Origin of the sequence: Lyngbya sp. PCC 8106, from assembly GCF_000169095.1 — a bacterium.
Lineage (GTDB): Bacteria > Cyanobacteriota > Cyanobacteriia > Cyanobacteriales > Microcoleaceae > Capilliphycus.
Window position 1 is genome coordinate 98061 of record NZ_AAVU01000012.1, and the last position, 25725, is coordinate 123785.

Genomic DNA, 25725 nt, shown 5'->3' on the forward strand with positions numbered 1-25725 from the left:
ACTATCATCACTTTTATGAAAATAACCTCTTTTAGCGATTCTCAAGCTTACTGTAACTCAGAAGTAACTCCAGTACAATCATTAGCAGAAATCAATCAATTTGTGAGTCACGAACTTCGCACTCCTATTACCTCAATTCAAGCCGCATTAAAACTCTTAAAAACTGAAAAACTCGGCACATTATCCTCACAAGGTCAGCGTTTATTAGAGATTGCACTCAACAATACTGATCGCTTAATCCGTCTGAGTCAAATCTTTGAAAATCAATCCTCTCTCCAGTCCTTAGCCCCTGTGGAGGTGATCGAAAAATTTCGTCTAGAAAAAGAACTCCACCAAGCCTTAAAACAAGATGAATTTGTTCTCTTTTATCAACCCATTGTTTGTACCCAAAATGCAAAAATTGTCGGATTTGAAGCCTTAATTCGCTGGCAACATCCTCGACGCGGTTGGGTGACTCCGATAGAATTTATTCCCCTCGCTGAAGAAACAGGACTCATTCAACTCATCGGAGATTGGGTTTTGCGCCAAGCCTGTCAGCAACTTGAAATTTGGCAAGAACAATTTCCTTTAGATTCATCTCTAAAAATGAGTGTTAACTTGTCAAGTCTACAACTGTCTAATCCTCAATTAAGTTTACGAGTCCAACAAATTATTCAACAAACTCATCTCAACCCCGAAAGTCTACAACTTGAGATTACAGAAACAGCCTTTTTAGAAAACTCCTCCATCGCACTCGCCAATTTACAGAATTTAAAACAGCAAGGAGTTTCCCTCCATATCGACGATTTTGGAACAGGATACTCTAACCTTTCTCGCCTCCAAGACTGGTCTATTGATGTATTGAAGATTGATAACTCTTTTGTGAGAACTGGAAAATGGAATATGATCCAAGCGATTTTGATGTTAGCTCAGAGTTTAAATCTAGAAGTGATTGCAGAAGGCGTAGAAACCGAACAAGATTGGGTTCAACTCCAGCAGTTGGGATGTCCTTATCTTCAAGGCTATTTATTTTCTCGTCCCGTAGATAGTCAAGCTGCAACCTTGTTAATCGCCGAGCAATTCACTGGTCATTGATACACCTATTTCCTTTCAGTAGAGGGCTTGTTTACTATTCTTTTTGGCTGATTCTCTTGAGACTTGAGACAATACAGTTGACTTTATACTAAAAAATAAAGTTACCCTGATTTCAAATTCAACAGAGAATAAAAAGAGGTATAAACAAGCTAATTAATTTTGATAAAAAGATCAATATAAATGTTTATTAAACTCCTGAGCGCCACTCTAAAATCTCTGCCAACTGTTCGGCAAAATTCAGAGGATTGATTAATTTAGAGAGAACGGCTTTAACGCCTAAATTAGTATAACGGGGTTGTTCATCAGCTTTTGCTTTCGCTGTCAGGAGAATAACCGGAATATTTTGAGTTTCAGGATTTTTTTGCAACTGCTCGAAGGTCGTCGGGCCATCCATATCAGGCATAATCACATCTAAGATAATCGCATCGGGCTGATAAGTACAAGCCATTTCTATACCTTCTTGACCTGATTCAGCGGTCAAAATTTCCCAACTACTACTCATTTCTAGACTCATTTGCAGAAGCTCCCGAATATCCTCCTCATCATCAATTAACAAGATTCGTCGTTTCATTTTGCTCCATTCAGTTCTCATATTCTGTTGTCTTTTTCAATAAAATTTATTTTTTCAGTCTCTATTATCAACTTAAATCAAGACGTGAAAAAACGAAAACATTTCACAGGTTTGTCACATTCTCAGAATTGAGAGTTAAATATCCAACATTTTAAATCTACATTGACCTCGAAACCCGAGAAGTCGTCAAACAGCGGTTTCCTCCAGTCGCTTTTGCTTGATAGAGTGCTGCATTAGAAGCTGTATATAGACTCAATAAATCCGTTCCATCCTCTGGATAAGTGCTAATTCCTACACTCACAGTCAATTGAATCTCTACATAGTTGATGATGGGAAAAACAGTTTTTTCAACCGACTTGAGGAGTTCAATCATCCGTTTTTGACCATCCACTCGGTTACTCGCGTACAAACCCACCAAAAACTCCTCACCTCCCCAATGAGCGACAATATCCTCATCTCGGAACTGATGCTGTAAAATCTGGCTAAACTGTCTAATCACCTGCTCTCCAACGGTATAGCCATATTGATTATTAATAGATTGGAAACAATCAAGTGCAATTAACGCCAAGCAAAACGGCTGACAATGGCGTTGTGATAAATGCAAATATCGATTCAAATCATGGGTAGAACGCCGACGATTTGCTAACCCAGTAATCGGATCAGTTTCCGCTAAACTTCTCAATAAATGAATCCGATCCAAACGATTAAAAATACGGGTAATCAGTTCAGCTTCAGCAAAGGGTTTGGAAATATAATCATCGGCTCCAGCTTGATAGATATCTTGAATCGTTTGAGGTTCTTTTCGAGCCGAAAGAAATAAAATCGGTAACGCATTCCAACTGCGATCTGTCCGCACAGTTTGACACAGTTCTACCCCGTTGAAAAAAGGCATTTCTAAATCTAAAATCAGCAGTTCCGGTGCGGTTTTTTCTAGAGTTTCCCAGAATAAACGGGGATCATCTAAGGGTGTAACCTCTAAACCATAGGAGGGGAGCAATTCTAGCAAACGATTGAGCGTAACCGGATCATCATCTACTGCTAAAATTTGAGTTGAAGCTGTTGGAGTCGATTGGAGAATATCTTTAATTGTAGTCAGAACTTGATCACAAGATGCCGATTTTGATAAAAAAGCATTTCCCCCCAACCGAGCAACTGTCGCCCGATCACTCATATCATCCCTTACTGTCCACACTAATACAGGTAACTCCGAAAACTTATGCTGCAATTCTTCAAGTAATACAAAACCCCCGTCTTGGTGATCGGGAAATACTAAGTCTAGCAACACTAAATCTGGAGGCGTTTCTTGTAAAATTAGGCGAGCTTTTTCGAGTTGGGTGATTACATCAAGTTGAATATTCCAGTTAATCGCCGCTCGTTGTAACTGTTCGGTGAGTTCGAGATCATCATCAATCACTAAAACCCGATATTGGGTTTTTTGAGGAGTCGGAATTTGCCGATTAGCAATGAAGTTTTGATCTTCAGCTCGGGGTGTTTTTTCTTCTAACCAATTGAGAGGTTGTTGCAGTTCTTGATGAAGTTGAGCAATGAATGTTTTGAGGATTTCAATAGAAGTCTGATTTTGAGGATCTTGAGGAGCTTCAATAAACCATTGTTCGATTTGTTGAGCCAGTCGATATCCCGATTTAAACCCAAATATTCCTAGCGAACCTGCAAGTTTATGAGCCTGCATTGCTGCATTTTGACAAAGTTCTGGCGTTAAATCTGGAATCGGATCAGTGGTGATTGTTTGCTCTAAAGTCTGGATACGATTGAAAATTAGCGTCTTAAATCGTTCCCAGGAAGCCGCTAGATTCATCACAGACGAAGAATTCAGCGTGCTTTGAGTGGCGATTGACGCGGTAGCGTTACTGGCGGAGCCAATCGCCTCCGGTGATTTCTGAACCGAATGAACGGATAAGGCCGAGGAACTCAGAGGGAGAGGGGCTTGAGATTGGCTCTGGGAAAGGGGTTTGAGACGGTAGCCCACTCCATAGACGGTTTCAATGATTTTATCCGCATTCACCGTTTTTAGCTTGCGTCGCAACCGTTTGATATGCGCTCGCACTGTATGTTCATTCGGCTGACTTTCAAAAGACCACAGATGTTCGAGAATAGCCGTTTGAGTTAAGACTCGTTTCGGGTTGCGAAGAAACAGTTCCAGCAAGCTGTATTCTTTGGGAGAAAGAGACAGAGGGTGTTGTTGGTAGGTGACTTCCCGTGAGATCGGATCGAGATGGAGAGAGTTCCATTTTAGCAAGGGAGCATTTGCTTGGCGCGGAGAACGGAGTAAAGCTCGAATTCGAGCAAAGAGTTCGCGAGGGCTAAAGGGTTTTATCAGGTGATCATCGATACCTGCTTCTAAACAAGCGACATGATCAATGCTGCTATTTTGAACTGTTAAAAGTAGAATCGGGACGCTATAGCCTTGCTCACGAATGCGCTGACAGAGATCAACTCCATTGAGTTTAGGTAGGTGAGCATTAACTAATAATAAATCATAAGTGAAAGCTTCTACATAAGCCCATCCTTGTTCGCCATCTATAACGACATCAACAATATAACCTTGTTCTATTAGTGCTTTTTTAATTTGATGAGCTTGTGCTGCATCATTTTCTATGACTAAAAACCGCATAAGATTTCTGCCTCAGATTTGTTAACTTAAAATAGATGCGAATAACTCTGTTTAAAATTCTTGTGATTTCATGCTGTCCTAACTTCTACAAAGCAGAAGCTATCTTTACCCGATAATCAATACAAATAATAGAAGTTCAGTGATTTTTTATCCATCATTGGTGATCAAAGCCTGATTCCAGAAAATAGTTTCAATTTACTATCCTATCACGTTTTTCTCTGGCTTATGGTTATTTTGAGGCAAATTTTTATATCAAGTTTGATTGATTGTTTGATTGTTTTATTTTCTCAATTTATACTTTGCTCTAGTATTTCAATTAATTTTGATCAATTAATCGTTAGGCAATCTTGCTATATAGCGCTACTTGAATCGGGAACAGGGAACACCGGATCAGGGAACAGCAGACTATGAAAGGATTCTAGGATTTAGAAATGTCCTAACCTTTATGCGTAGTGCTATAGTAGAATATCCTCAGCTTTATGCGTAGCACTATATTGTTTTCTGTCTAAAAAATAATCTCCCATTCAAAACTATCGTCAAGAACAGGAGAATCATCTATTCATTAAATTGATGCTAAAATCTAATCAGCATCGTACAATCGAACCACAGAAATCGTGACTTCACCTTGATTATCCTCAGGATAACTATCAAAGAAAAAGGCGTATAAAGTAGACGTTTCTTGAACTTCCAACGTTAACGAATCGTGATAGCCATTCAACGTTGACCAAGTTGCACCAACAGGAACCCGAGTTTTCTTATTAATGACTGTCCCGCCATAAATCCAGAAAATCACCATCGGTTCACCCGTCGGAAAAAGCTCAGAACCATAACCAAACGCACCGCTCTTAATTCGCACAACATAAATACCCGGTTCTAGCGTGTGAGAAACCGCCGTTTCTTGAAGCTGTTTCATGCGTTGATCATCAAGCAAGTGACAATTTTGGCGACTATGAACCGTCAGATGTTGAATCGCACAATTACCCGGAGTCATCGCTTGCGGGGTTGTCATCACCGTCGGAATAGATCCCTGACGCACCGATTCCGAAACCGTGCTAATCGTCGCTCCCGTCATTCCTAGAGTCGTCTGATCAATCAAAGCCGACCCCGAAATCCGTACCGAATTAGAACGAGCCAACATCAACCACTCGTCATCCTCAGTCACATAACCAATTTCCGCGAGATAATCACAATCAGCTTCTAGATTCGGAATTTGCAACTGTTGAATCAACTCATGGCAATTGTATCGTCGCAGATTCTGAACCGATTGCGTCTCCAAATCAACCTCAGTCACCTCATAAATCCGCAATTGAAACTTCTGTCCACCTTGGGCTTGTGCCGCTACACGCGCCGCCCTGGGCAACTCCCAATGAGCATCAATACTCTGGTTATCACTGAGCATTAATGTAATACAAGCGGCGATCGCCACCTGCGGAGAAACCCCCGTCACATCGCTGATCAGACCCGAAGTTGCCGGAACTCGTATCCGGTTAGAACGAGCCAACAACAACCACTCATCCGTCTGGGTCATATAACCAATCTCAACAATATACTCACAATTAATGTTGAGGTTCGGAACTTGCCATTGTTTGATCAACTCATTGCAATTGTACCGTTGAACACCGTGAGCAGACTGAGTATCTAAATCAATCCCAGTCACCTCATAAACGTGCAGTTGGAACTTTTGTCCGCCCTGTTGTTTCGCTCTGGCTTTCGCCCCATCCGGCACTTCCCAACGAGCATCAACCAATTCATTTTCACCGAGACTTAGGGTAATATAGCTCGAAGACGAACTCAAAGCCGAAAGCGGTTGTTCTGTTGCATTGACTCCGGTAAAAGCCACAGCCATTGACCCGATTTCCTCCTCATCTGTTGTCTCCTCAACCGGAACATACAGACGATTAGAACGAGCCAACAACAACCACAGTCCCTCCTCCGTCAGATAACCAATTTCTGCTAAGTATTCCCGTTGACTGTCAAATTCAAACTGCCAACTCGAAATAGATTCAGCGATGGGACATTCTTCGATCAAAGCGCTCGCCGGAACGTCAACAGAAATATTCGTCACATCATAAACCCGGAGTTGATACTGAGAGCCGCCCTGTTGTTTCGCTCTGGCTTTCGCCTCATCCGGTACTTCCCACTCCGCATCAAGGGTTCCTTCTTCACCGATAGTCAGAATAATCCGACAAGGAATAGAAGACAAACTCGGCAGAATCATCACCCCAGGCATTAACTCTACATCCGATAAATCTGGGGTTGTCAGCGCCGGGATACGAACTCGATAAGAACGAGCCAAAACGAGCCATTCTCCCTCATCGGTCAGATAGCCAATTTCAGCAAAATAGTCATGGTTGCCGAACAAGTGTAGGAGTTCAGGATGGGGAAGGGAAACATTAAAATCGTATTGTTGAACGCTGTTGGTTGCCATCGAGTCAGCCGGAATATCGGTGACATCGTAAATATACAGTTGAAACTGATGGGCGCCCCGTTGTTTAATGTCTTCAACTGCCGCATCAGCAACTTCCCAATACACATTTGCCGCTTCATTATCACAGGGAATGAGTGTGACTCGACAACGGTTAACATCAAGCGTCGGAACCACTCCCGGATCAGGAATTGAGATGTCAAGATTTGGCTTTCCGGTGAATTCAACCGGAGTGATGGTTGCCGTGGGAATGCGAACTCGATAAGAACGAGCCAACATTAACCATTCTCCATCATCGGTCAGATAGCCAACTTCAGCAAAATAGTCATGGTTGCCGAACAAGTGTAGGAATTCAGGATGGGGAAGGGAAATATCAAAATCATATTGTTGAACGCTGTTGGTTGCCATCGAGTCAGCCGGAATATCAGTCACATCATACAGATGCAGTTGAAACTGACGTCCGCCCCGTTGTTGGGCATCTTCGGTTGCCGCATCAGCAACTTCCCAATAAACATTAGCCGCTTCATTATCACAGGGAATCAAAGTCACCGAACTGGTTGTACCTGAACCCCGACGAGAAATTCCCCCTGCAACCACTCCAGCACCTATTAGACCCGCCCCCATTAAACCTAAATTTCTCGGGGTGGCATCTTCATCTCGAGTCGAAGTAGCCGGAACTCGAACCGAGTTAGAACGACCCAACCTTAACCATTCACCATCATCGGTTACATAACCGACTTCTGTGAGATAATCGCGATCGCCAGAGAGTTCCAGTTGCCAATCAAACGTAGATTCATCAAAGTCACATTGCTCAACAATCGTAGTACCTGGTTCCTGACCACTAATGTTCGTTACATCATAAACTCGTAATTGTAATTGTCGTCCGCCGCGCTGTTTGGCGACATCTTTGGCTTCATCGGAAATATCCCAACGAATATCAACTGTTCCCTCACCTGTCGGGATTAAAGTCATGTGACTAGGAAAGGAAGATAAAGGCGGAAGTGTAGGGACTTCTTCTATCGGGGATGCAGTCTCAGTCTCCTGACTAGGATGTAAACCGCCTTGCGCCCCGGTATTGATTCGGACTCGGTTAGAACGAGCCAGCATCAACCATTGACCAACACCCGTAATGTAACCAATTTCTGCGAGATACTCACAGCTAGAGTCTATAATCGGTACTCGTCGCTCTTGTATTGATTCTTCACAATCATATCTGCGAACACGGTTCGGGCTTTGAGTGTCGAGATTCTCAACATCAGTGACATCATAAATTCGCAGTTGCATTTGCTGTCCTCCCCGTACACGCACGGCAGTTTGAGCCGCATCTGGAATATTCCAACGAGCATCTGCGGTGTGATTATCTCTGAGCGTCAGTGAAATCTGACTTCCCAAGTCCGTTAACACCGGAATTAGGGCGGCACCGCCTGCACCTAGTCCGAGAACCACTCCATCCTCGGCTGTGACTTGAGGGGTGACTGTATCGGGTGTTGTCTCAACCCCTGGTGTGCAAACTCGGTTAGAACGAGCCAACCTCAACCATTGATTTTCCTCCGTCAGATAACCGATTTCCACTAAATAGGTGTGATCACTTTTGAGGTTGTGGAATTGTTGGTGTTGAGTTAATTCATCCCAATCGTATTTTTGCAGACTGTGAGGGGGATGACGATCAAGATTATCAATATCGGTGACATCACAAATTCGCAGTTGGGGATATTGTCCCCCATGTTCAATGGCAGCACTTTTAGCGGAGGTGGGAACTTCCCATTCAGCATCTGCGGTGTGATTGTCTTTGAGTTTGAGGGTAATATGACTTCCAAAAGCCGTTAAATAGGGAATTAGAGCCGCTGCCAAGCCTCCAACACCAACTAATTCGGGGACAACGACTGCATCAGGTGTGACTTTCGGTGTGAGAGCATCTGTTGTTGTTTCAACCCCTGGTGTGCAAACTCGGTTAGAACGAGCCAATCTCAACCATTGATCATCTTCGGTTGCATAACCAATTTCTGCTAAATAGATGCGATGGCTTTCTAGGTTAGGAAATTGTTGCTGTTGAGTTGATTCATCCCAGTCGTATTTTTGCAGACTGTGAGGCGGTTGACCATCGAGATCATCAATATCAGTCACATCACAAATTCGCAGTTGGGGATATCGTCCCCCATTTTCAATCGCCGCAGCTTTAGCAGTGTCGGGAACTTCCCATTCAGAATCTGCGGTGTGATCGTTAATCAGCCATAGCGTTATATGACTCCCAAAAGTCGTTAAAAAAGGAATCAGAGCCGCAGCACCACCTGCACCCAACATTCCACCCACTAACCCCATATCAGGTGTGACGACCGGGGTGACTGTATCGGTTGTTGTCTTAACCCCTGGTGTCCGAACTCGGTTAGAACGAGCCAATCTCAACCATTGATCATCATTGGTGACATAACCAATTTCTGCTAAATACGTGCGATGGCTTTCTAGATTAGGAAATTGTTGGTGTTGACTTGATTCATCCCAGTCGTATGTTTGCAGACTGTGAGGCGGTTGACCATCGAGATCATCAATATCAGTCACATCACAAATTCGCAGTTGGGGATATCGTCCCCCATTTTCAATCGCCGCAGCTTTAGCAGAGTCGGGAACTTCCCATTCTGCATTTGCGGTGTGATCGTTAATCCGCCATAGCGTTATATGACTTCCAAACGTCGTTAAAAAAGGAATCAGAGCCGCAGCACCGCCTGCACCCAGGATTCCACCCACTAACCCCACATCGGGTGTGACGACCGGGGTGACGACCGGGGTGACGACATCGGTTATTGTCTCAACCCCTGGTGTCCGAACTCGGTTAGAACGAGCCAATCTCAACCATTGATCATCATTGGTGACATAACCAATTTCTGCTAAATACGTGCGATGGCTTTCTAGATTAGGAAATTGTTGCTGTTGACTTGATTCATCCCAATCATATTTTTGCAGACTGTGAGGCGCTTGACCATCGAGATCATCAATATCAGTCACATCACAAATTCGCAGTTGGGGATATCGTCCCCCATTTTCAATCGCAGCAGCTTTAGCAGAGTCGGGAACTTCCCATTCCGCATTTGCAGTGTGATTGTCTCTGAGTTTGAGGGTAATATGACTTCCAAAAGCCGTTAAAAAAGGAATTAGAGCCGCAGCACCGCCTGCACCCAACATTCCACCCACTAACCCCATATCGGGTGTGACGACCGGGGTGACGACCGGGGTAACGACATCGGTTGTTGTCTCAACCCCTGGTGTACGAACTCGGTTAGAACGAGCCAATCTCAACCATTGATCATCTTCGGTTGCATAACCCATCTCGGTGATGTAGTCCCGGTTGCCTTCTAAGTTGGGGACAGATCGTTCTTGAGTAGACTCGTCACAATCATAGATCTGAACCTTGTGAGGTGCTTGCTGATCAGGATCATCAATATCGGTGACATCATAAACTCGCAGTTGCAGGCGTTGTCCTCCATTTTCTTTGGCAAAATCCTGGTCTCCCTCGGGTACAACCCAATAGGCATAGGCATTTTGATCGTTACCGGGGGCTGCCAGTGTGATCCGACTATTTGGCTGTCGCCCTGCCCACCATGCAGCCCCTAATCCTAGTCCACCTGCAAGTATTCCCAGTCCTAAACCTGAAGGTGTTGTACCTCCATTTCCAGCAGCGACGGAAGTGCCGCTAGGGGTTATGGGTGTAGCGGTTGTCAGATTGGTTCCAGGAGCGACTGGGGTTCCTCCGGTTGTCGCCGGAGTGGTTGGTGTTGCTGTTCCGCTTCCAATTCCTGTCGCGGGAGTTGTCGGTGTTGCTGTTCGAGTTCCCGTAGCGGGAGGTGTCGGTGTTGCTGTTCGAGTTCCTGTTGTCGGAGGTGTTGGGGTACCTGTTCCAATTCCTGTTGCTGGAGGTGTTGCTGTTCCAATTCCCGTTGCTGGAGTAGTTGGTGTTGGGGTACCTGTTCCAATTCCTGTCGCCGGAGTTGTCGGTGTTGCTGTTCCAATTCCCGTTGCTGGAGTGGTTGGTGTTGGAGTACCTGTTCCAGTCGGAGGAACTGCGGCGTCGTTTATCGGTTCTCCTTGACCTCCCCGAAGTAACCACCAAATTAACCCCCCTAAGAGCGGAATTCCGAGGAGTAATAGTATCCACCAAGGAAATGCTCCAGTTTCTTCTTTTTCTTCTTCTTCAACGGTCGGAGGAACTTGGGCTATTTCTTCGGAAACGACACGAACGGGAACTACTGCCGCCGGTGCCTCACGGGTGGGTTCTTCTGTAACGGTTTCATCAATAATTTCTTGACCGGGTTCAGAAGTGGCAAAAGCTAGAAAGGCGAGAACTTTGGGAGTTTTGTTATTTTCGTTGTAAACGTAGCTGCGATACTGAGAATAGGGATAACGCGGATCATCAGGTAGCGTTTTGTGCATCGGGATAATTTTGAGATCATCCCGGTTTAACACTTGATCAGCGATCGCATAACCAATGCCATCATTACCCAGTTCTGCAACAACCGCATCAGTCCCGTCTTCTGAGACTTGAATTGTATTTTCTCCACTTTCAAAGGGAGCGCTTTCAAACACATCGTAGGTACTCAGTGCGCGGCGGGTATCACTATCATCGGGTCGATCAATAAAGCGGATTTCTTCAGGGAAACCCCCAATCTCTGACCAGTTGGTAATCTCCCCCCGAAACATTTGGGCAAATTGTTCAAAGGTCAGACTGCTTTCAAAGGAATTATTCGGGCCAACAATAATCGCGAGTTTCTCCCGACCAATAGCAACTGCAACTAACCCCGCCGCTTTTTCTTCCTCGGTTAACGGACGTCCAACTGCGGCTAAATCTAGCTTTCCGGCTTGTAAAGCTTCTATCGCTTCATTGGTTCCGGTGGTGGCGAGTTCAACTTCGGTGTTGGGAAATTTTTCTTCAAAGCGTTGCTGAAGTGCTTTGTTAATTTCACTCATACTACTCGAACCGTTCACCATGACTGTTGTATCCTCAGCTAAGGATTTGGGAACAGTGAAGGTCGATTTATTGTTAAAGGTTTCGGGTAGAATCAGTGTGCGGTCTGTTTCTGATGGGGAAGGTTCCGCCTCGGATGATTGGGCGAAAGCAGCTTGATTGAGAAATGATGCTAGAGAAACTGTAAATAGTCCAGGAGTGGATGCTAAGGCAAGTAGCACCACTGGTATTTGAAGTAATGCTTTTCGAGAGCGAGACATTGTTTTTTGGAGTGATATGATTAACAACTGTCAATGCAAAATAAAATCTTTGAGATTTCAGCCGATTCTGAGTGAAAACTTTGACTCCAGAGCTAGTTTCAGACGAAGAACTACTACGAGTTATGTTCAAGTCTAGAAGAGATCAAGATCAGAGCAGTCCAAATATTAATCACTGTGGATAAGGCTCAAGATTCTCAATCTTTCGATTCTTCTAGTCTTTACTCCGGCGTGATGTCGTTAATAAATTGAGTAATCGTTTTCGAGGCTATCATCTCTGTGAGTTTGGGGTTAAATCGGGTTAAATTTTGACAACTGAGATGGTCACTTCTCCGTTGTTGTCTTCGAGGTAGGTATCGAAAAAGAAAGCACAAAGATTACAGGTTTGTAGAACTTCGAGTGTGAGTGTATCGTCATCTCCATTCAAGGTTGACCAGCTTGCTTCTATTTCAACGTTGGTTTTTTTATTAATAAATCGGCCACCATACATCCACAGCATCACCAGAGGTTCGCCGGAATGAGCCACCTCTGAGCGATAATTAAATGAACCGTTACGAATCCTAACGATGTAGGTTCCGGGTTCGAGTGTGGTCGAGACACCTGTTTCTTCTTGGATGCGTTGCATGGTCGCTGCATCAAGAACAAAACAGTTGTGCTTGCTATGAACCTTTAAGTCTGTAACTGTGCAACCTTCCATATTGTTTGTTCCTCAGTGTGGTAATTTTGCTAAACTCTTGAGAATACTTGAGATTGTAGGTCTTTTTTGACTAGCTCGTATCTACTATACAAAAATTTTTTGTTCTACTCACCTTTAGATTTGACCTGTAACCTGGACACTATTCGATCAGGTTTAAACAGAGTGTAAATCTTTATGACGAGGGCTTGCCTATCTCTGGGTTTGATGAGTTTGTTCATTCATCTCGGAAAACTTGACTAAAATCTTTTAAACTGATACAGCAATCAGAAATCATTTGTGAAGGCTCACGAGATTAGAAAGCTTATAGTGCGGGCATCTTGCCTACTGAAAGTTGACAACTCATTCAATATTGCTATATAGACTAATATAGACCAAGCAATTGTTTAAACCACTTGATCTAATGAAGTTGCTCTCGAAATTTCGAGGAAGATCATCGTAGAGGTAAACTTAGCCTACAACAATTCCGATTTGACGGAGAATAAAAAATAAAATTGAGTTGACTAAACTCAGAGCAATTGCGCCTAAAATAGCACTACCAATTCCCCACCGCAATCTAAATCCTTCGATTAACCAAGCCGCTAAACCAAATACAATAATACTGCCAATTAAAGGAATTAAACCGATACTAACGATTGCATTAAATGCTCTAAACCAATTGGGGAAAATATTATAGATTGAATTGAAAGCACCAATAATTCCGCCTGCAATTAGAGCAATCCACGGATTATCGACTTCAACGCCTAAAGGTAGCTTAGAGATGATTAATAAGCTGACCGCTAAAACAACAACAGAAATCAAAAAACCAACCATTGCTCTATCTCCTAATTGTTAAATCTAATCTCAAATTGTGATGAATGTTTTCATCTTATGCTAGAATAACTCAACTTAAATGGTGAGCATATTCTTAATTTTTTTCCCATTGCAGCCTCATAATTACTCTCAGGTCTCAACAACAGTGTACTCACACAAAATATACTATAAAAATAGCAAATCTATAAATTTTAATAATTTTTAATTTTAATAATTTTTATCTTTTGATTTTTGAATTAGTTTTTGAAGTGTGCAAAAAGAGGGATCAAGCAGATAACCACACTTTCCCTCTTAACTATGGCTGAATCTATCAGTTTTTTCCGTCAAGTTAAAATTTAGCTTTTAACTCTTGTTCTTGCAAAGGAGAGGGTTCAAAAGCAAAGTAATAGGCGAATCCTGCTGTAATTCCACCCAAAATAGGGGCTATCCAAAACATCCACAGTTGTACAATTGCCCATCCACCCACAAATAACGCAGGCCCGGTACTCCGAGCAGGGTTCACAGAAGTGTTTGTAACGGGAATACTAATCAGGTGAATTAGAGTGAGTGCCAAGCCAATCGCAATAGGGGCTAAACCTTCGGGCGCACGTTTGTCTGTGGCTCCCAAAATAATGAACAGAAACATGAAGGTTAAAATAAATTCGGTGACAAAGCCTGCAACCAAACTATAACCACCAGGAGAATGTTCTCCGTAGCCATTAGCGGGAAATCCTTCTGTAACCACAAATCCAGTAACTCCCGACGCAATCAGATAAAGCACTAAACTCGCAAAAATTGCGCCCAAAACTTGAACAACAATATAAGGAAGTAAGTCATTACCGGGAAAGCGTTTACAAGCCCACAGACCAAAAGAAACGGCTGGGTTGAGATGACATCCAGAAATATGACCAATCGCAAAAGCCATTGTCAAAACCGTCAAACCAAAAGCTAAAGAAACACCTACTAATCCAATTCCCAAAGGATTAGCAATATCTTCGGTTGGAAAAGATGCGGCTAAAACTGCACTTCCACAGCCTCCGAAGACGAGCCAGAATGTTCCGATGAACTCTGCTATACACCGTTTAGTCAGTGACACGTTCTTCTTAAACCTTATAAAGGACTGTATAATAGGAGACTACCATAAGATTTTGATTTTCGGCAAAAACTACAAAAATCGTAACTTTAAGAAAGGATAAAAATCAACTCCTCTGAATTTACATAGTGTAGATTTTCAGTATAAATAGATTGAGTTGATTATCCTAAGTAAGCTTTGACAAGGGGATTTGGTATTAAACATTTCTTGGTTAAAATTTAATTTTTTCTTTAATCGAGATTGTCAAGATATTCTTCTAACTCTAAAAACAAGGAAATCCAATTGAATGCGATGAAACAGGGAAATGCTGGGAAAGACACCGAATCTTCCCCGCACCCCCCGCATTAAATTTTAGTTCGACAAAATCACCTCTAAACTAAGTAAAGACTCTGAAAAACGCAAGTTTAAAATGCTATAGAAATTGATCAATTCAGTTGATTGACAGTCCCGTATTATCGAGTTTGTATTGGAAGCAGATCGGGTTGATACCGAATATTTGCCTCTTTTAACCGACGCAACGCTTCACCTAAGCGATCGCAATCTGCTATCAAACTCACTCTGACATAACCCTCTCCACCGCTTCCGAAAGCATTTCCAGGTGTTAATACCACCCCGGTTTGTTGTAAAACAGATAATGCAAAATCTGTCGAACTCATTCCGGGAGGACAAGCAACCCAAAGATACATTGTTGCTAGAGGTTTCGGCACTGTCCAACCCAGTTCGGCTAATCCTTCGATCAGAAAATCTCGCCGTTTTTGATAACGGTTTTGAACTTCAGTAATATAAGAATCTGGCAAATTTAAAGCGGTTTCAGCAGCCGTTTGTAAAGCCGCAAATAACCCATAATCTAGGTTCGTTTTTAACGTTCTCAACCCTTGAATAATCGTTGAATTTCCGACAACAAATCCCACTCGCCATCCGGCCATATTGTAGGTTTTTGAGAGGGTATGAAACTCAACGCCGATTTCTTTTCCGCCTGGAATTTCGAGTAAACTGGTTGGTTGATAGCCATCAAATGCCAGTTCAGCGTAACATAAATCGTGAACTAAAAGGATTTGATATTTGTGAGCAAAAGCCACAATTTCTTCAAAAAATTCTCTCGGTGCTGTTGCTCCCGTTGGATTACTGGGATAATTAAAAAACAGAACTTTTGCTTGTTCTGCAACCTGATCAGGAATTGTTCCTAAATCAATTAACCAGTCATTCTCCGGTTTTAAGAGTATACTATGAATCTTTCCCCCCGCAATTAACGGGCCTCTAAAATGTGCTGGATAAGCCGGATTTGGTGCTAGTACAACATCACCTGGATTCACATAAGCTAAGGCTAAATGGGTTAATCCTTCCTTAGAACCCAATAACGGTAAAGCCTCACTATTGGGATCAAGTTTAACGTCGTAGCGCCGCAAATACCATTGTGTAATGGCTTTACGAAAATTAGCCGTTCCCTCAAAAGGCGGATAACCGTGATTATCAGCAATGTGGAGGGCGTGTTTGGCGGCTTCGATCACGGGTTCCGGGGCAGGGCCACCCGGATTTCCCATCCCCAAATCAATTAAATCTAGTCCTTGTTCCCTAGCGCGAACTTTCAACTCATCCAAACGCGCAAACACATAAGGCGGTAGTTGCAAAACCCGATCTGCGGGGTTGATCCAATCCAAAGTCATCGGTTAATTAGGAGTAATTAGGTGTAAGTTTAGCGTGAGGTTTTGGGTTTGAGTATTAGCAAGAAGACGGGTAAAAAAATAACTTCTAATTTTTTATTTTTGCCTGTTTTCTGATCATTCCCTATCCTTAATTTTTATGATTTAGGCTTTGATTTTGGCTTCCCCAATGGGAACGGTTGTCGAAACCATCGCCGCCATTAACTGTTCAGGAACGACATGAAAGGGTAATCTATGAATATCAGAACCTTCATGGCAAGCCAATTCAGCCGCTTGTTTTAATTCAGTTAACGTGATATTTTCTAAGCCCAAATGGTTTAAAGTTTGCGGTAAACCAATGTCGCTGTAAAATTTCAACAATTGCTGTCTGGCTGCTGCTGCGAGTTGGTTGCCTTGCAGCATTTCTTCCAGGCGCAGTTGTACCAATATACCAAAAGCGACTTTCTCTCCGTGCAGTGTACCATGACTGGCGGCTACATGAGTTAACCCGTTGTGAACGGCATGGGCGGCGACGGTTCGACATTGCGCCCCCCCAATTCCGCCAATGACTCCCGCGAGTAATACGGTTGCGTCTACGACTTCTCGCCAAGTTTCGCCTCCGGGTTCTTGGAGGGCGGTGATGGATTTTTGGAGTAAGATATCTCGCAAAACTCTAGCTTGTTGAACTGCGGCGATTAATAAGGTTTGTTCGGAATGTCCGCTACTGACTGAGGCTTCGTACCATTTGGCGATCGCGTCTCCAATTCCAGCTACTAAGGTGCGTTGGGGAGCAGTTTGGATTAAACTGTAGTCGAGAATGAGTAGATCTGGGCATTTAGCAAGGGGAACGTCATACAAAAATGCCCCTTCGTCAGAGTAGACGTTAGAAAGGGCTGTCCAAGCTGCACAAGTCGCCCCAGATGTCGGGATAGTGGCGATCGGAAGTTGACACTGATGGGCGAGAAGTTTGGCGGTATCTAGGGCTTTTCCACCCCCAATTCCAATGATAAAGTCGGCTTGATGGGTGTTTGCTTTGTCGCGCAATTTCGCTAAACTGGCTTCGCTACAGTCGGGGGTATAGGTGGCGGAGGCAAATTTGACCTGATGTTGTTCTAAGACGGGTTGTAGGCTCGTTTGAGTGACGCTGAGACTGCGATCGCCTCCGACGAGTAAAGGATGCTTCCCCAATTTTGCGATCGCCTCTCCTGCTTGTGCGATGGCGTGAGTTCCCCGCAGCACTTGGGCTGGTGCGATGTTGAGAGAGAGGATACTTGAGGTTTGGGTATCACTGGCTTTGCTAGGAGAGGATGATGGGCGCATAGGTACTCCTCGATGAGATGCTAAGTCTCTTAAGATAGCGCATTCTCCCATCCGCTTCAATACCCCAAAGCTAGATCTTAGGTTGAATTAATTTTTTTATTATCTATCACACAGGTTCTATTCACAGATTATTTCGCAGTCATGGGTAATTATAACTTTTGAACCTAACTTTTTTCGGCTGAGTCCCTGGTGTTGTTAGACAGTTGCTTCTGTTCCAATGAAACCAAATGCTTTCCGCTTTTAGCTTGTCTTTTTTGCCAGTCAGCAAATATTGCTTTGAAGTCATAATTAAAAGACTTAGCGTGTTCTTCACGAATTCTGTACAATTCTTCTAAAATTTCATCTTCCCACATGGCTTTATTCTCCCATTAACTCATAAGGTGTACATATAATTGGTAGTTTGTATCCAAAATCCAGGCAAATTTCCGAAAGTTTTCTTTGAATCTGAGCATTGGCAATATGTTTACAGTTCCATGTTAGCAAATAATCTATATTCTGAACTGTAGCCACAGCAATATGAATGGCATCATCGGAGGCTTTTGCAGGAAGATTGCTTCTCGTTAGGAATTGTATCCCTAAATCCTGCACAGTTTCCGTCAGTTCAAGCACAGAGATATCTTGCAGGATATCAAGCCTTTTAATAGCCATTTCTGCATCTCCCTGGGCGGCTTCATCTAAGACAATTTGGGAGATGTAAAGATTAAATTGACTACGGCGAGTCTCCCACCACCTTCTAGTTATCTCGGAATTTGCCATTAAAATTAAATTGTTACTGGGTCTAGCTGTCAAATAGCCCACCACACTGGTTTCAATATAAACGCTTTCACTCACAGGATGCTATCAAATCTATTCGTTTATTATCCTACAGCATTTAATCCTTGTTTTGAGGGTAATGGATAAACGCGAACTATCGGCGCGGGTTTATTAATCTTGTTTCTAGGATGAACAAATATATCTTAACCTGCCCTACGCTAAGTAACTTTAAAAATAGATCCGATAGTTTTAGCTACGTTTTTAACCACTTTTTTAACTCCCTTGGGAATTTAATCTTTAATAGATTCGGGTTTTGTTTGGACAGATGAACGTGCTTTACCCAATAAACCCATGTAATTTTTCCCTAGAGTTAGAAGGTGTTAGATTTTTCAAATTTCTATATTTAGCTTAAATTAAAAATCCCAGATTTAACAGCGTGTAATTACTGAGATTTGATAAATTTTTGAAGTGCTTAAATTGAGTTCAGCCTCAGTAAAAATACGCAGAGTGCTCTGAGAAATGCGATTAACTGTAATTTGCTTCTATTCTTAACCACTTTCAATCCCCAGATTCTTCGAGAAACCGGGGATTTTATCTGACAAGATTTGACAACTCTATCCTTTATTTTTAAGTAACATTACCCGAATGACTTCATGGGCAGTTTCTTCGGAGATTTGAAGCGCATTGTACAAATCGGTTAATAAAGATTCTTCTTCATCAGTGACTTCACCATCTGCTAAAATTAAGTCAGTAGCAACAGCAAACATTGTACCGTGTAACTCATAAGGAAGAGTTTTGATTGCTTGATGAAGGAATGCTTCAGCCCCCTGACGGCGCATCATTCCGGCAAGTTTATCAAACATTCGGATCATAACTTCCGACGGATAGCTACGGAAAAGGTGCATTCGGTTCAGTAACGGAATTAATACACTCACTTCAGAATCGGAAATATAACCATCGGCTGCAATAACCGTTAATGCAATACCTGCAAAAGCTTCAGCCGGACTCATAACCGTGTCAGTTTTGAGACTTCCCAATGAACCTGCTTTACTAAATAAACCCATGTGATTTTTTCCTAAATGTAGAAGGTGTTAAATTTTTAAAATCTCTACATTTAGCTTAAGTTGAAAATCCCAGATTGAACAGCGTGTAATTACTGATATTTGATAATGTTTTGAAGTGCTTAAATAGAGTTCTGTCTCAGTGAAAACACGCAGAGTTATCTGAGAAATGCGATTAACTGTAATTTACTTCTATTCTTAACCACTTTAAATCCCCAGATTCTTCGAGAAACCGGGGATTTTATCTGACAAGATTTGACAACTCTATCCTTTATTTTTAATCAACATCACCCGAATAATTTCATTGGCAGTTTCTTGAGAAATTTCAAAGGCATTGCAGAGATCATTTAATAGACTTTCTTCTTCATCAGTGACTTCACCATCTGCTAAAATTAAGTCAGTGGCAACAGCAAACATTGTCTCGTGCAGTTCATGGGGAAGGGTTTTAATCGCTTGATCAACCAGTGCTTCAACTCCCTGACGCTTGATAACACCGAAAATTTTGTCAAACATACGTCTCATTACTTCAGACGGATAACTACGAAAAAGGTGCATCCGACCAAGCAAAGTTACTAATACATCTAATTCCGAGTCTGCAAGATAGCCGTCAGCAGCAACCACTGCTAATGAAATACCTGCAAAAGCTTCCGCAGGAGTCATAGCCGTGTCAGTTTTGAGACTGCTGGATGAACGTGCTTTACCAAATAAACCCATGTAATTTTCTCCTAAATGTAGAAGGTGTTAAATTTTTAAAATCTCTACATTTAGCTTAAATTGAAAATCCCAGATTGAACAGCGTGTAATTACTGAGATTTGATAATTTTTTGAAGTGCTTAAATAGAGTTTAGTCTCAGTGAAAATACGCAGAGTATTCTGAGAAATGCGATTAACTGTAATTTTCCTCTATTCTTAACCTGTTTAAATCTCCAAACTAGGTTAAACTGAGAACAAAGATAGTCTATAGCAATCCTCGTAGTTGTGAGATACAGTCAATCTGCCATTGATCAGGTTAACCAATTGATTATAAACTCTTATAAAGACATCTACATCGAATCACAATGCAAACGAATCAAAAACTTTCTCTACCAACTATGGGTTGTGGAACGTGGGCGTGGGGAAACCGACTACTTTGGGGTTATGATGAAAGTATGGATCAGCAACTTCAAGAGGTTTTTAACCTGTGTGTTAGTAATGGAGTGACTTTATTTGACACAGGTGATTCTTATGGAACTGGAAAATTAAACGGACGGAGTGAGAGTCTTTTAGGGCAATTTTCTAGAGAATATTCGGGTTTAAATTCCGATCAAATTTGCATCGCCACTAAACTCGCCGTTTACCCCTGGAGATTGACCCGTAATGCAATGGTTTCCGCCTGTAAAGCTTCAGCCAAACGGTTAGGAAGAAATGTAGATTTAGTACAAATGCACTGGTCTACGGCGAACTATTTTCCTTGGCAAGAATGGCCGTTATTAGAAGGATTAGCTGATCTTTATGAACAAGGAGAAGTTAAAGGGGTTGGGCTATCGAATTATGGGCCGAAACGACTAAAAAAAGTTTATCAAAAATTTCGTGATCGCGGAGTTACGATTACAACTTTACAAGTACAATATTCTCTTCTTTCTACCTATCCTATCACTGAATTAGGTCTAAAAGAAGTTTGTGATGAACTGGGAATTACATTGATTGCTTATAGTCCCCTTGCTTTGGGGATTTTAACCGGAAAATATTCAGAAAACAGCCCTTTTCCCAAGGGAATTCGAGGTTTAGTCTTTCGGCAAATCTTACCCGGAGTTAAACCCCTTTTATCTTGTTTAAAAGAGATCTCAGACTCTCGAAATAAAACTATGTCTCAGGTAGCAATTAATTGGTGTATTTGTAAAGGAACAATTCCAATTCCAGGGGCTAAAAATCCTGAACAAGCCAGACAAAATATTGGGGCTTTGGGTTGGAAGCTAGATTCTGGTGAAGTGGATGAACTCGACAAAGCCGCAGCCTGTGTTGATAAAAAAATGGTACAAAATATTTTTCAAACTAAGTAATATTAATTCAAGTCCAATATTAAGGCGAGGGAAATAAAACTTAATTTAAGATACAAAATTTCCCCCCTACAATTATCTTCACTGCTGATCCAGCAAATTCCGAAAGAAAATTAAAATCATTATTTTTTGGGTATAAACACTCACGCTAAACTCTTTTCAAAAGTATTTGCTAAGATAGAGATAGATTCGACTAACATTATATGGTTAGAAATCTAAACCTCAATAATTGTTCGATCATGCAGGAGGATAATAACATGGGTTTAATTGGTGGTCTTCTCGGCAACGCCTCCGAATTAAAAGCAGATGGTGCTAAACTTGATAAACTGTTTAGTGAAGTTTTGGTTGAGGGAGAAACAATCGAAAAAGCCTATCAACTGATTCGGGATTTGTTTGTCTTTACTAGCAAACGTCTAATTCTCGTCGATAAGCAAGGTGTAACCGGGAAAAAAATTGAATTTCTCTCTATTCCCTACTCAAAGATTACTAAGTTTTCTAAAGAAAGTGCGGGTCATTTTGATCTCGATGCTGAGTTAAAAATTTGGGTCGGAAGTGAGTCAACTCCCATTGCTAAAGAGTTTAATCGTTCAGTTAATATCAACGAAGTTTATGCTGTTTTAAGCAAGTATGTTTTGAATTAACAGCTTGCAAAAATCTTTGTGATTAACAGCAATTATCACTAAAAATGAGATAAAATAAAATGGGTAGCTGACTAAAACTACCCATTAATTGATCGTTAAGTTTTGGTTCAGAATTAATGAGTGTCACGAATATTTGTATCAGCAGATCCATCTTAATATCCAAATGAGGCTTTGGCTATATTCTGTGTATCAAGAAAAGCTAATCTAGATAAAATCAGTGTTTTCAGTTCAATTTGCACTGCTTTAATCTGATGAAAGAAACAGTAAAGCAAACTGGGTGTGCCGTTGACAATCTCCTTTAGGGCGAGTTATAATAGACAAAACAATAGGGTGCGCTGCGGAAATTTTTGAGCAGTCGGTAGTAATGTTATCTCAGTTAGCCAAGTGTGGGTGTATCGCTACAAGTTCACAGACCGAAAAAAAGCCCTATGTTTAAGAGTTTGACAACGTGACGAAGGAATAAAGGTATTCTACTCAGCCGTTATTGGGTTAAATCTAACCGGAAACGTGCTTTCAATTTTCAGGGAAATAATAACTCATTCTTTGTGAATTATCTGTGAAGCTTCTGTGAAATTTCTGTGAAATTTCTGTAAAATTTGATGATCAGGGTGAATTTAAATTAACTGTAGTGAATAGAATTTAGAGATAGCTGCAACACTGTTCACAACTGAGTTGTTTAATCTAGTATAAACAGAAATCTCCGTGATATTCTGGAACTAAAATCTGAGTTGCCTAATTTTAGGTATGCAGAAATTGTGGAGAAATCCGTGCCTTAAACAATTCTAAAAAGCACAATTAAAGGGACTGGGAGCTGATATTGCATGGCAAATGAGGAACATCTCGCCCAACTCAAACAGGGAGTTGAGATGTGGAATCAATGGAGAGAAAACAATCCAGAAGTCAAGCCCGATTTACGGGGTGTCGATCTCAGTGGAGCAGATCTCAGTGGAGCTAATCTATGGATGGCTGATCTTTGGAGTGCCGATCTCTGGGGAGCCGATCTGCGAGGTACAGACTTGAGTGACAGCAACCTTTGGAGAGCCGATCTGCGGGGTACGAATCTGCGAAATGCAGACTTGAGTGGAGCTTATTTGTGGAGAGCCGATCTGCGTGGTGCCGATCTCACCGGAGTTAATCTGATGGGAACAAACCTGAGTGAAGCCGACTTGTGGGGCGCTAACTTACAGTCTGCAAACCTGAGTGAAGCCAACCTCTGGAAAGCTGATTTTAGAGGAGTTTACCTCAAAGACACCATTATCGATCTGCAAACCAGTTGGGAGCAAAAATGGAAACTTGTTTGGCAAATCCTTAACCAAGGCGTGGAAGGATTAGATCTCGGAGAAGCCGATCTCAGAGAAGCCAATTTATGGAAAGCGGATCTCAGTAGAGCAAATTTGATCAATGCTGATTTGTGGGGTACTGATTTGCGAGAAGCCAATCTTATGGGAGCGGATTTGTGGGGAGTTAACCTCAGTGAAACCGATCTCAGCCAAGCTAATCTCACGGGGGCGGATCTGTGGAGAGCAAACCTACGCGGTGCCGATCTCAGCCATGCTGACTTTAGCCAAGCCAACCTCACCGAAGCCAATCTACGAGCAACTCAAATTCTTGGAACAAATTTTGAGCGAGTCACCCTCACTGGTGCTTGTATTGAAGACTGGGATCTCAACAGTGCAACAAATCTAAAATTGGTGACTTGTGAATATGTTTATTTAAAAGACGATCAACAAGAACGGTGTCCACATGATGCCAATAAAACCTTTGGTGTGGGAGAATTTACCAAGCTCTTTCAACCCGCTTTAGAAACAGTTGATCTGACCTTTACGACAGGAATTGATTGGCAAGCTTTTTATCTCTCATTTCAAGCATTACAAGCTGAATATGGGGCAGAAAATTTATCCGTGATTGCTCTAGAAATGACTGGAGATCAAAAATTAATTATTCGATTTAAAGTCTCTCCTTTTATCGAAAAATCAGAATTTGATTGGGTCGCAAATCAATTCTATAATCAACAGCTTAATCTGATTGAAAAGCAGTATCAACAGCAACATCAACTTAAACAGAAGACGCGAGAGCAAGACCTCAAGCAAAGTGCGACCCTACAAGAAATTATACGTTTACTTGCTGTTCAGCACAATAATATGAGTATAATAGAACTGAAGGAAACCCATTGACAACCATTTTATAGATTGTTTAAAGGGGGGGGATCAATTCGGATAACCAACTTTTTTCACAGGTGACAATTTATCAATTTATTCGGAAAACAAGATCAGCCTTAAATCAGATGTAACTCTCGAAAATAGGCAAAAAAATTATCCGGATAAACGAAAATAAAAAGCGCAACACTCAGTTAGAGGCTGCTGAAAAAAGAAATTTAATCCGGATTCTTGGAGCAAGCATCTTACCATTTATTGATTACCAATAGACTCTAAGGAGGATAAGAGTTTGAGTGCTGAATCGGCAAAATTAGAGAGCTTAACTCAACAACTAGACACCCTCTGTCAAAAACTTGCCACTGGTGATGTTGTTCTTAGCAATCCTGCCAAAGAAGGAAAACTTCATTTTTGTAATGGTCAATTGCTCTATGCAACCAGTGATTTTCATCGGGTACGACGTTGGCATCGAGCGCTCAAGAAAAATAGCCCCAACTGGAAACCCCAACCCAACTCTGTTTCATTCGATAACGAGAAACCTTGGGAATATCAACTCCTGTATCAAGGTGTAGCCAATGAGCAGCTAACACTCACTCAAGCTAAAACGATCATCGGTTACGTCACCTTAGAAATTTTATTTTCTCTACTCAACTGCACGGATACCTTTTCTAAAGCTCAACCCTCTCGAGAAGCATCTTCGGAAGTCTCCTTGGGTTTGGGTTTGTCTTACAGCGAATTGGAACCTGTACTCAGCAAAGGATCACAACTGCGATCGCAATGGGAAGCCGCAGGCTTAGGTTCAATGAACCCCATAGAAGCCCCACTACTGCGAAAACCTGTTCATTCCCAAACGCTATCGGGATGGGATAAATACCTCAACGGCAAATTTACCCTCTGGGATATTTCTCTGCGTTTAGGAAAGTCCGTAACATCCGTGACTCGCGCCTTACTCCCGTTGATCAAGAAAGGGTTAGTCCAGTTGCGAACGGTTCCAGATCTACCCGCACCGACGTTCAACCTCAGAACCGCGAGTTGGGAGTCTACGCCTGGTGAGTCGGAAATCACATCAATTGAACCGGATCAACAGAAGCCTTTAATTGCTTGTATTGATGATAGTCCTGTGGTTTTTCAGGTGATGAAAAATATCCTTGAACCTGCCGGATATCAAGTGCTGGGACTGCAAGATCCAGTGCAGGCGATCGCACAAGTGGCAAGATATAAACCGGATTTAATTTTTCTGGATTTGGTGATGCCCGATGCGAATGGTTATACTATCTGTCAGTTTTTGCGAAAAGCATCTGCATTTAAAAATACACCTGTGATTATTCTCACCAGTCGGGATAATGTTATTGATCGCAGTCGCACAAAACTGATTGGTGCATCAGGATTTTTAGGTAAACCCCCTGATCCGGAAGAAACCTTAAAAGTTGTGCGTCGATACCTTTCCCAATCTTCTCATCCTACTGCGGAGGGAAATAATCATGGACTCGAAATTCGCAATAATTTTGAACTCGGTGTCGGTGAATTTTAGATGAAGTGGATAGATTTTAGCCGGATCATTATTGAGTTTAGAGTCTGGGGTAGACGGTCAATTTTTCCGGCATCAATACGATACTTAAAGCGGTCTGG

17 protein-coding genes are annotated in these 25725 nt (G+C 42.1%); 5 read left to right on the forward strand and 12 right to left on the reverse strand.

Annotation, left to right across the window (positions count from 1 at the left end; genetic code table 11):
* Positions 1-15 precede the first annotated feature (15 nt).
* Positions 16-1074, forward strand: coding sequence for an EAL domain-containing protein (locus L8106_RS10365; protein ID WP_009784232.1), 1059 nt, complete (start codon positions 16-18; stop codon positions 1072-1074).
* 187 nt (positions 1075-1261) lie between these two features.
* On the opposite strand, the gene L8106_RS10370 is transcribed toward L8106_RS10365, so the two are convergent.
* The 12 genes from L8106_RS10370 to L8106_RS10425 all read right to left on the reverse strand — a co-directional run bounded on the left by L8106_RS10370 (position 1262) and on the right by L8106_RS10425 (position 19980).
* The gene (locus L8106_RS10370) at positions 1262-1645 is read right to left on the reverse strand and encodes a response regulator (RefSeq protein WP_009784233.1); all 384 of its coding nucleotides are present in this window, start codon (positions 1643-1645) and stop codon (positions 1262-1264) included.
* Between the two features lie 157 nt (positions 1646-1802).
* On the reverse strand, positions 1803-4277 hold the full coding sequence (locus L8106_RS10375) for a response regulator (protein ID WP_009784234.1): 2475 nt from the start codon (positions 4275-4277) through the stop codon (positions 1803-1805).
* Between the two features lie 580 nt (positions 4278-4857).
* Positions 4858-11916: a DUF4912 domain-containing protein gene (locus tag L8106_RS10380; protein ID WP_009784235.1), complete on the reverse strand. Its 7059-nt coding sequence runs from the start codon at positions 11914-11916 to the stop codon at positions 4858-4860.
* 298 nt (positions 11917-12214) lie between these two features.
* A complete protein-coding gene (locus L8106_RS10385; RefSeq protein ID WP_009784236.1) occupies positions 12215-12610 on the reverse strand; it encodes a hypothetical protein in 396 nt (131 codons plus the stop codon).
* Between the two features lie 447 nt (positions 12611-13057).
* Positions 13058-13420, reverse strand: coding sequence for a phage holin family protein (locus tag L8106_RS10390; protein WP_009784237.1), 363 nt, complete (start codon positions 13418-13420; stop codon positions 13058-13060).
* A 328-nt stretch (positions 13421-13748) separates the two neighbouring features.
* Complete coding sequence (gene aqpZ, locus L8106_RS10395) at positions 13749-14495, reverse strand: aquaporin Z (RefSeq protein ID WP_009784238.1); 747 nt, start codon at positions 14493-14495, stop codon at positions 13749-13751.
* A 449-nt stretch (positions 14496-14944) separates the two neighbouring features.
* Positions 14945-16156, reverse strand: a complete 1212-nt coding sequence (locus L8106_RS10400; RefSeq protein ID WP_009784239.1) for an aspartate aminotransferase — start codon at positions 16154-16156, stop codon at positions 14945-14947.
* A 141-nt stretch (positions 16157-16297) separates the two neighbouring features.
* Positions 16298-17452 carry an iron-containing alcohol dehydrogenase family protein gene (locus L8106_RS10405; RefSeq protein ID WP_009784240.1) on the reverse strand — a complete coding sequence of 385 codons (1155 nt, stop codon included), beginning with the start codon at positions 17450-17452 and terminating at the stop codon, positions 16298-16300.
* Positions 17453-17616: 164 nt separating this feature from the next.
* Positions 17617-17805 (reverse strand): hypothetical protein, encoded by a 189-nt coding sequence (locus L8106_RS10410; RefSeq protein WP_009784241.1) that lies wholly within the window; start codon positions 17803-17805, stop codon positions 17617-17619.
* A 4-nt stretch (positions 17806-17809) separates the two neighbouring features.
* A complete protein-coding gene (locus L8106_RS10415) occupies positions 17810-18283 on the reverse strand; it encodes a type II toxin-antitoxin system VapC family toxin (RefSeq protein ID WP_009784242.1) in 474 nt (157 codons plus the stop codon).
* 536 nt (positions 18284-18819) lie between these two features.
* A complete protein-coding gene (locus L8106_RS10420) occupies positions 18820-19269 on the reverse strand; it encodes a tellurite resistance TerB family protein (RefSeq protein WP_009784243.1) in 450 nt (149 codons plus the stop codon).
* A 261-nt stretch (positions 19270-19530) separates the two neighbouring features.
* Complete coding sequence (locus L8106_RS10425) at positions 19531-19980, reverse strand: tellurite resistance TerB family protein (RefSeq protein WP_009784244.1); 450 nt, start codon at positions 19978-19980, stop codon at positions 19531-19533.
* A gap of 344 nt (positions 19981-20324) precedes the next feature.
* Between L8106_RS10425 and L8106_RS10430 the strand changes: the two genes are divergently transcribed.
* From L8106_RS10430 to L8106_RS10445, 4 genes are all read left to right on the forward strand, one after another.
* The gene (locus tag L8106_RS10430; RefSeq protein ID WP_009784245.1) at positions 20325-21305 is read left to right on the forward strand and encodes an aldo/keto reductase; all 981 of its coding nucleotides are present in this window, start codon (positions 20325-20327) and stop codon (positions 21303-21305) included.
* A gap of 254 nt (positions 21306-21559) precedes the next feature.
* Complete coding sequence (locus tag L8106_RS10435; protein ID WP_009784246.1) at positions 21560-21943, forward strand: PH domain-containing protein; 384 nt, start codon at positions 21560-21562, stop codon at positions 21941-21943.
* A gap of 821 nt (positions 21944-22764) precedes the next feature.
* Complete coding sequence (locus L8106_RS10440; RefSeq protein ID WP_009784247.1) at positions 22765-24117, forward strand: pentapeptide repeat-containing protein; 1353 nt, start codon at positions 22765-22767, stop codon at positions 24115-24117.
* Positions 24118-24388: 271 nt separating this feature from the next.
* On the forward strand, positions 24389-25627 hold the full coding sequence (locus L8106_RS10445; protein WP_009784248.1) for a response regulator: 1239 nt from the start codon (positions 24389-24391) through the stop codon (positions 25625-25627).
* Positions 25628-25725 lie beyond the last annotated feature (98 nt).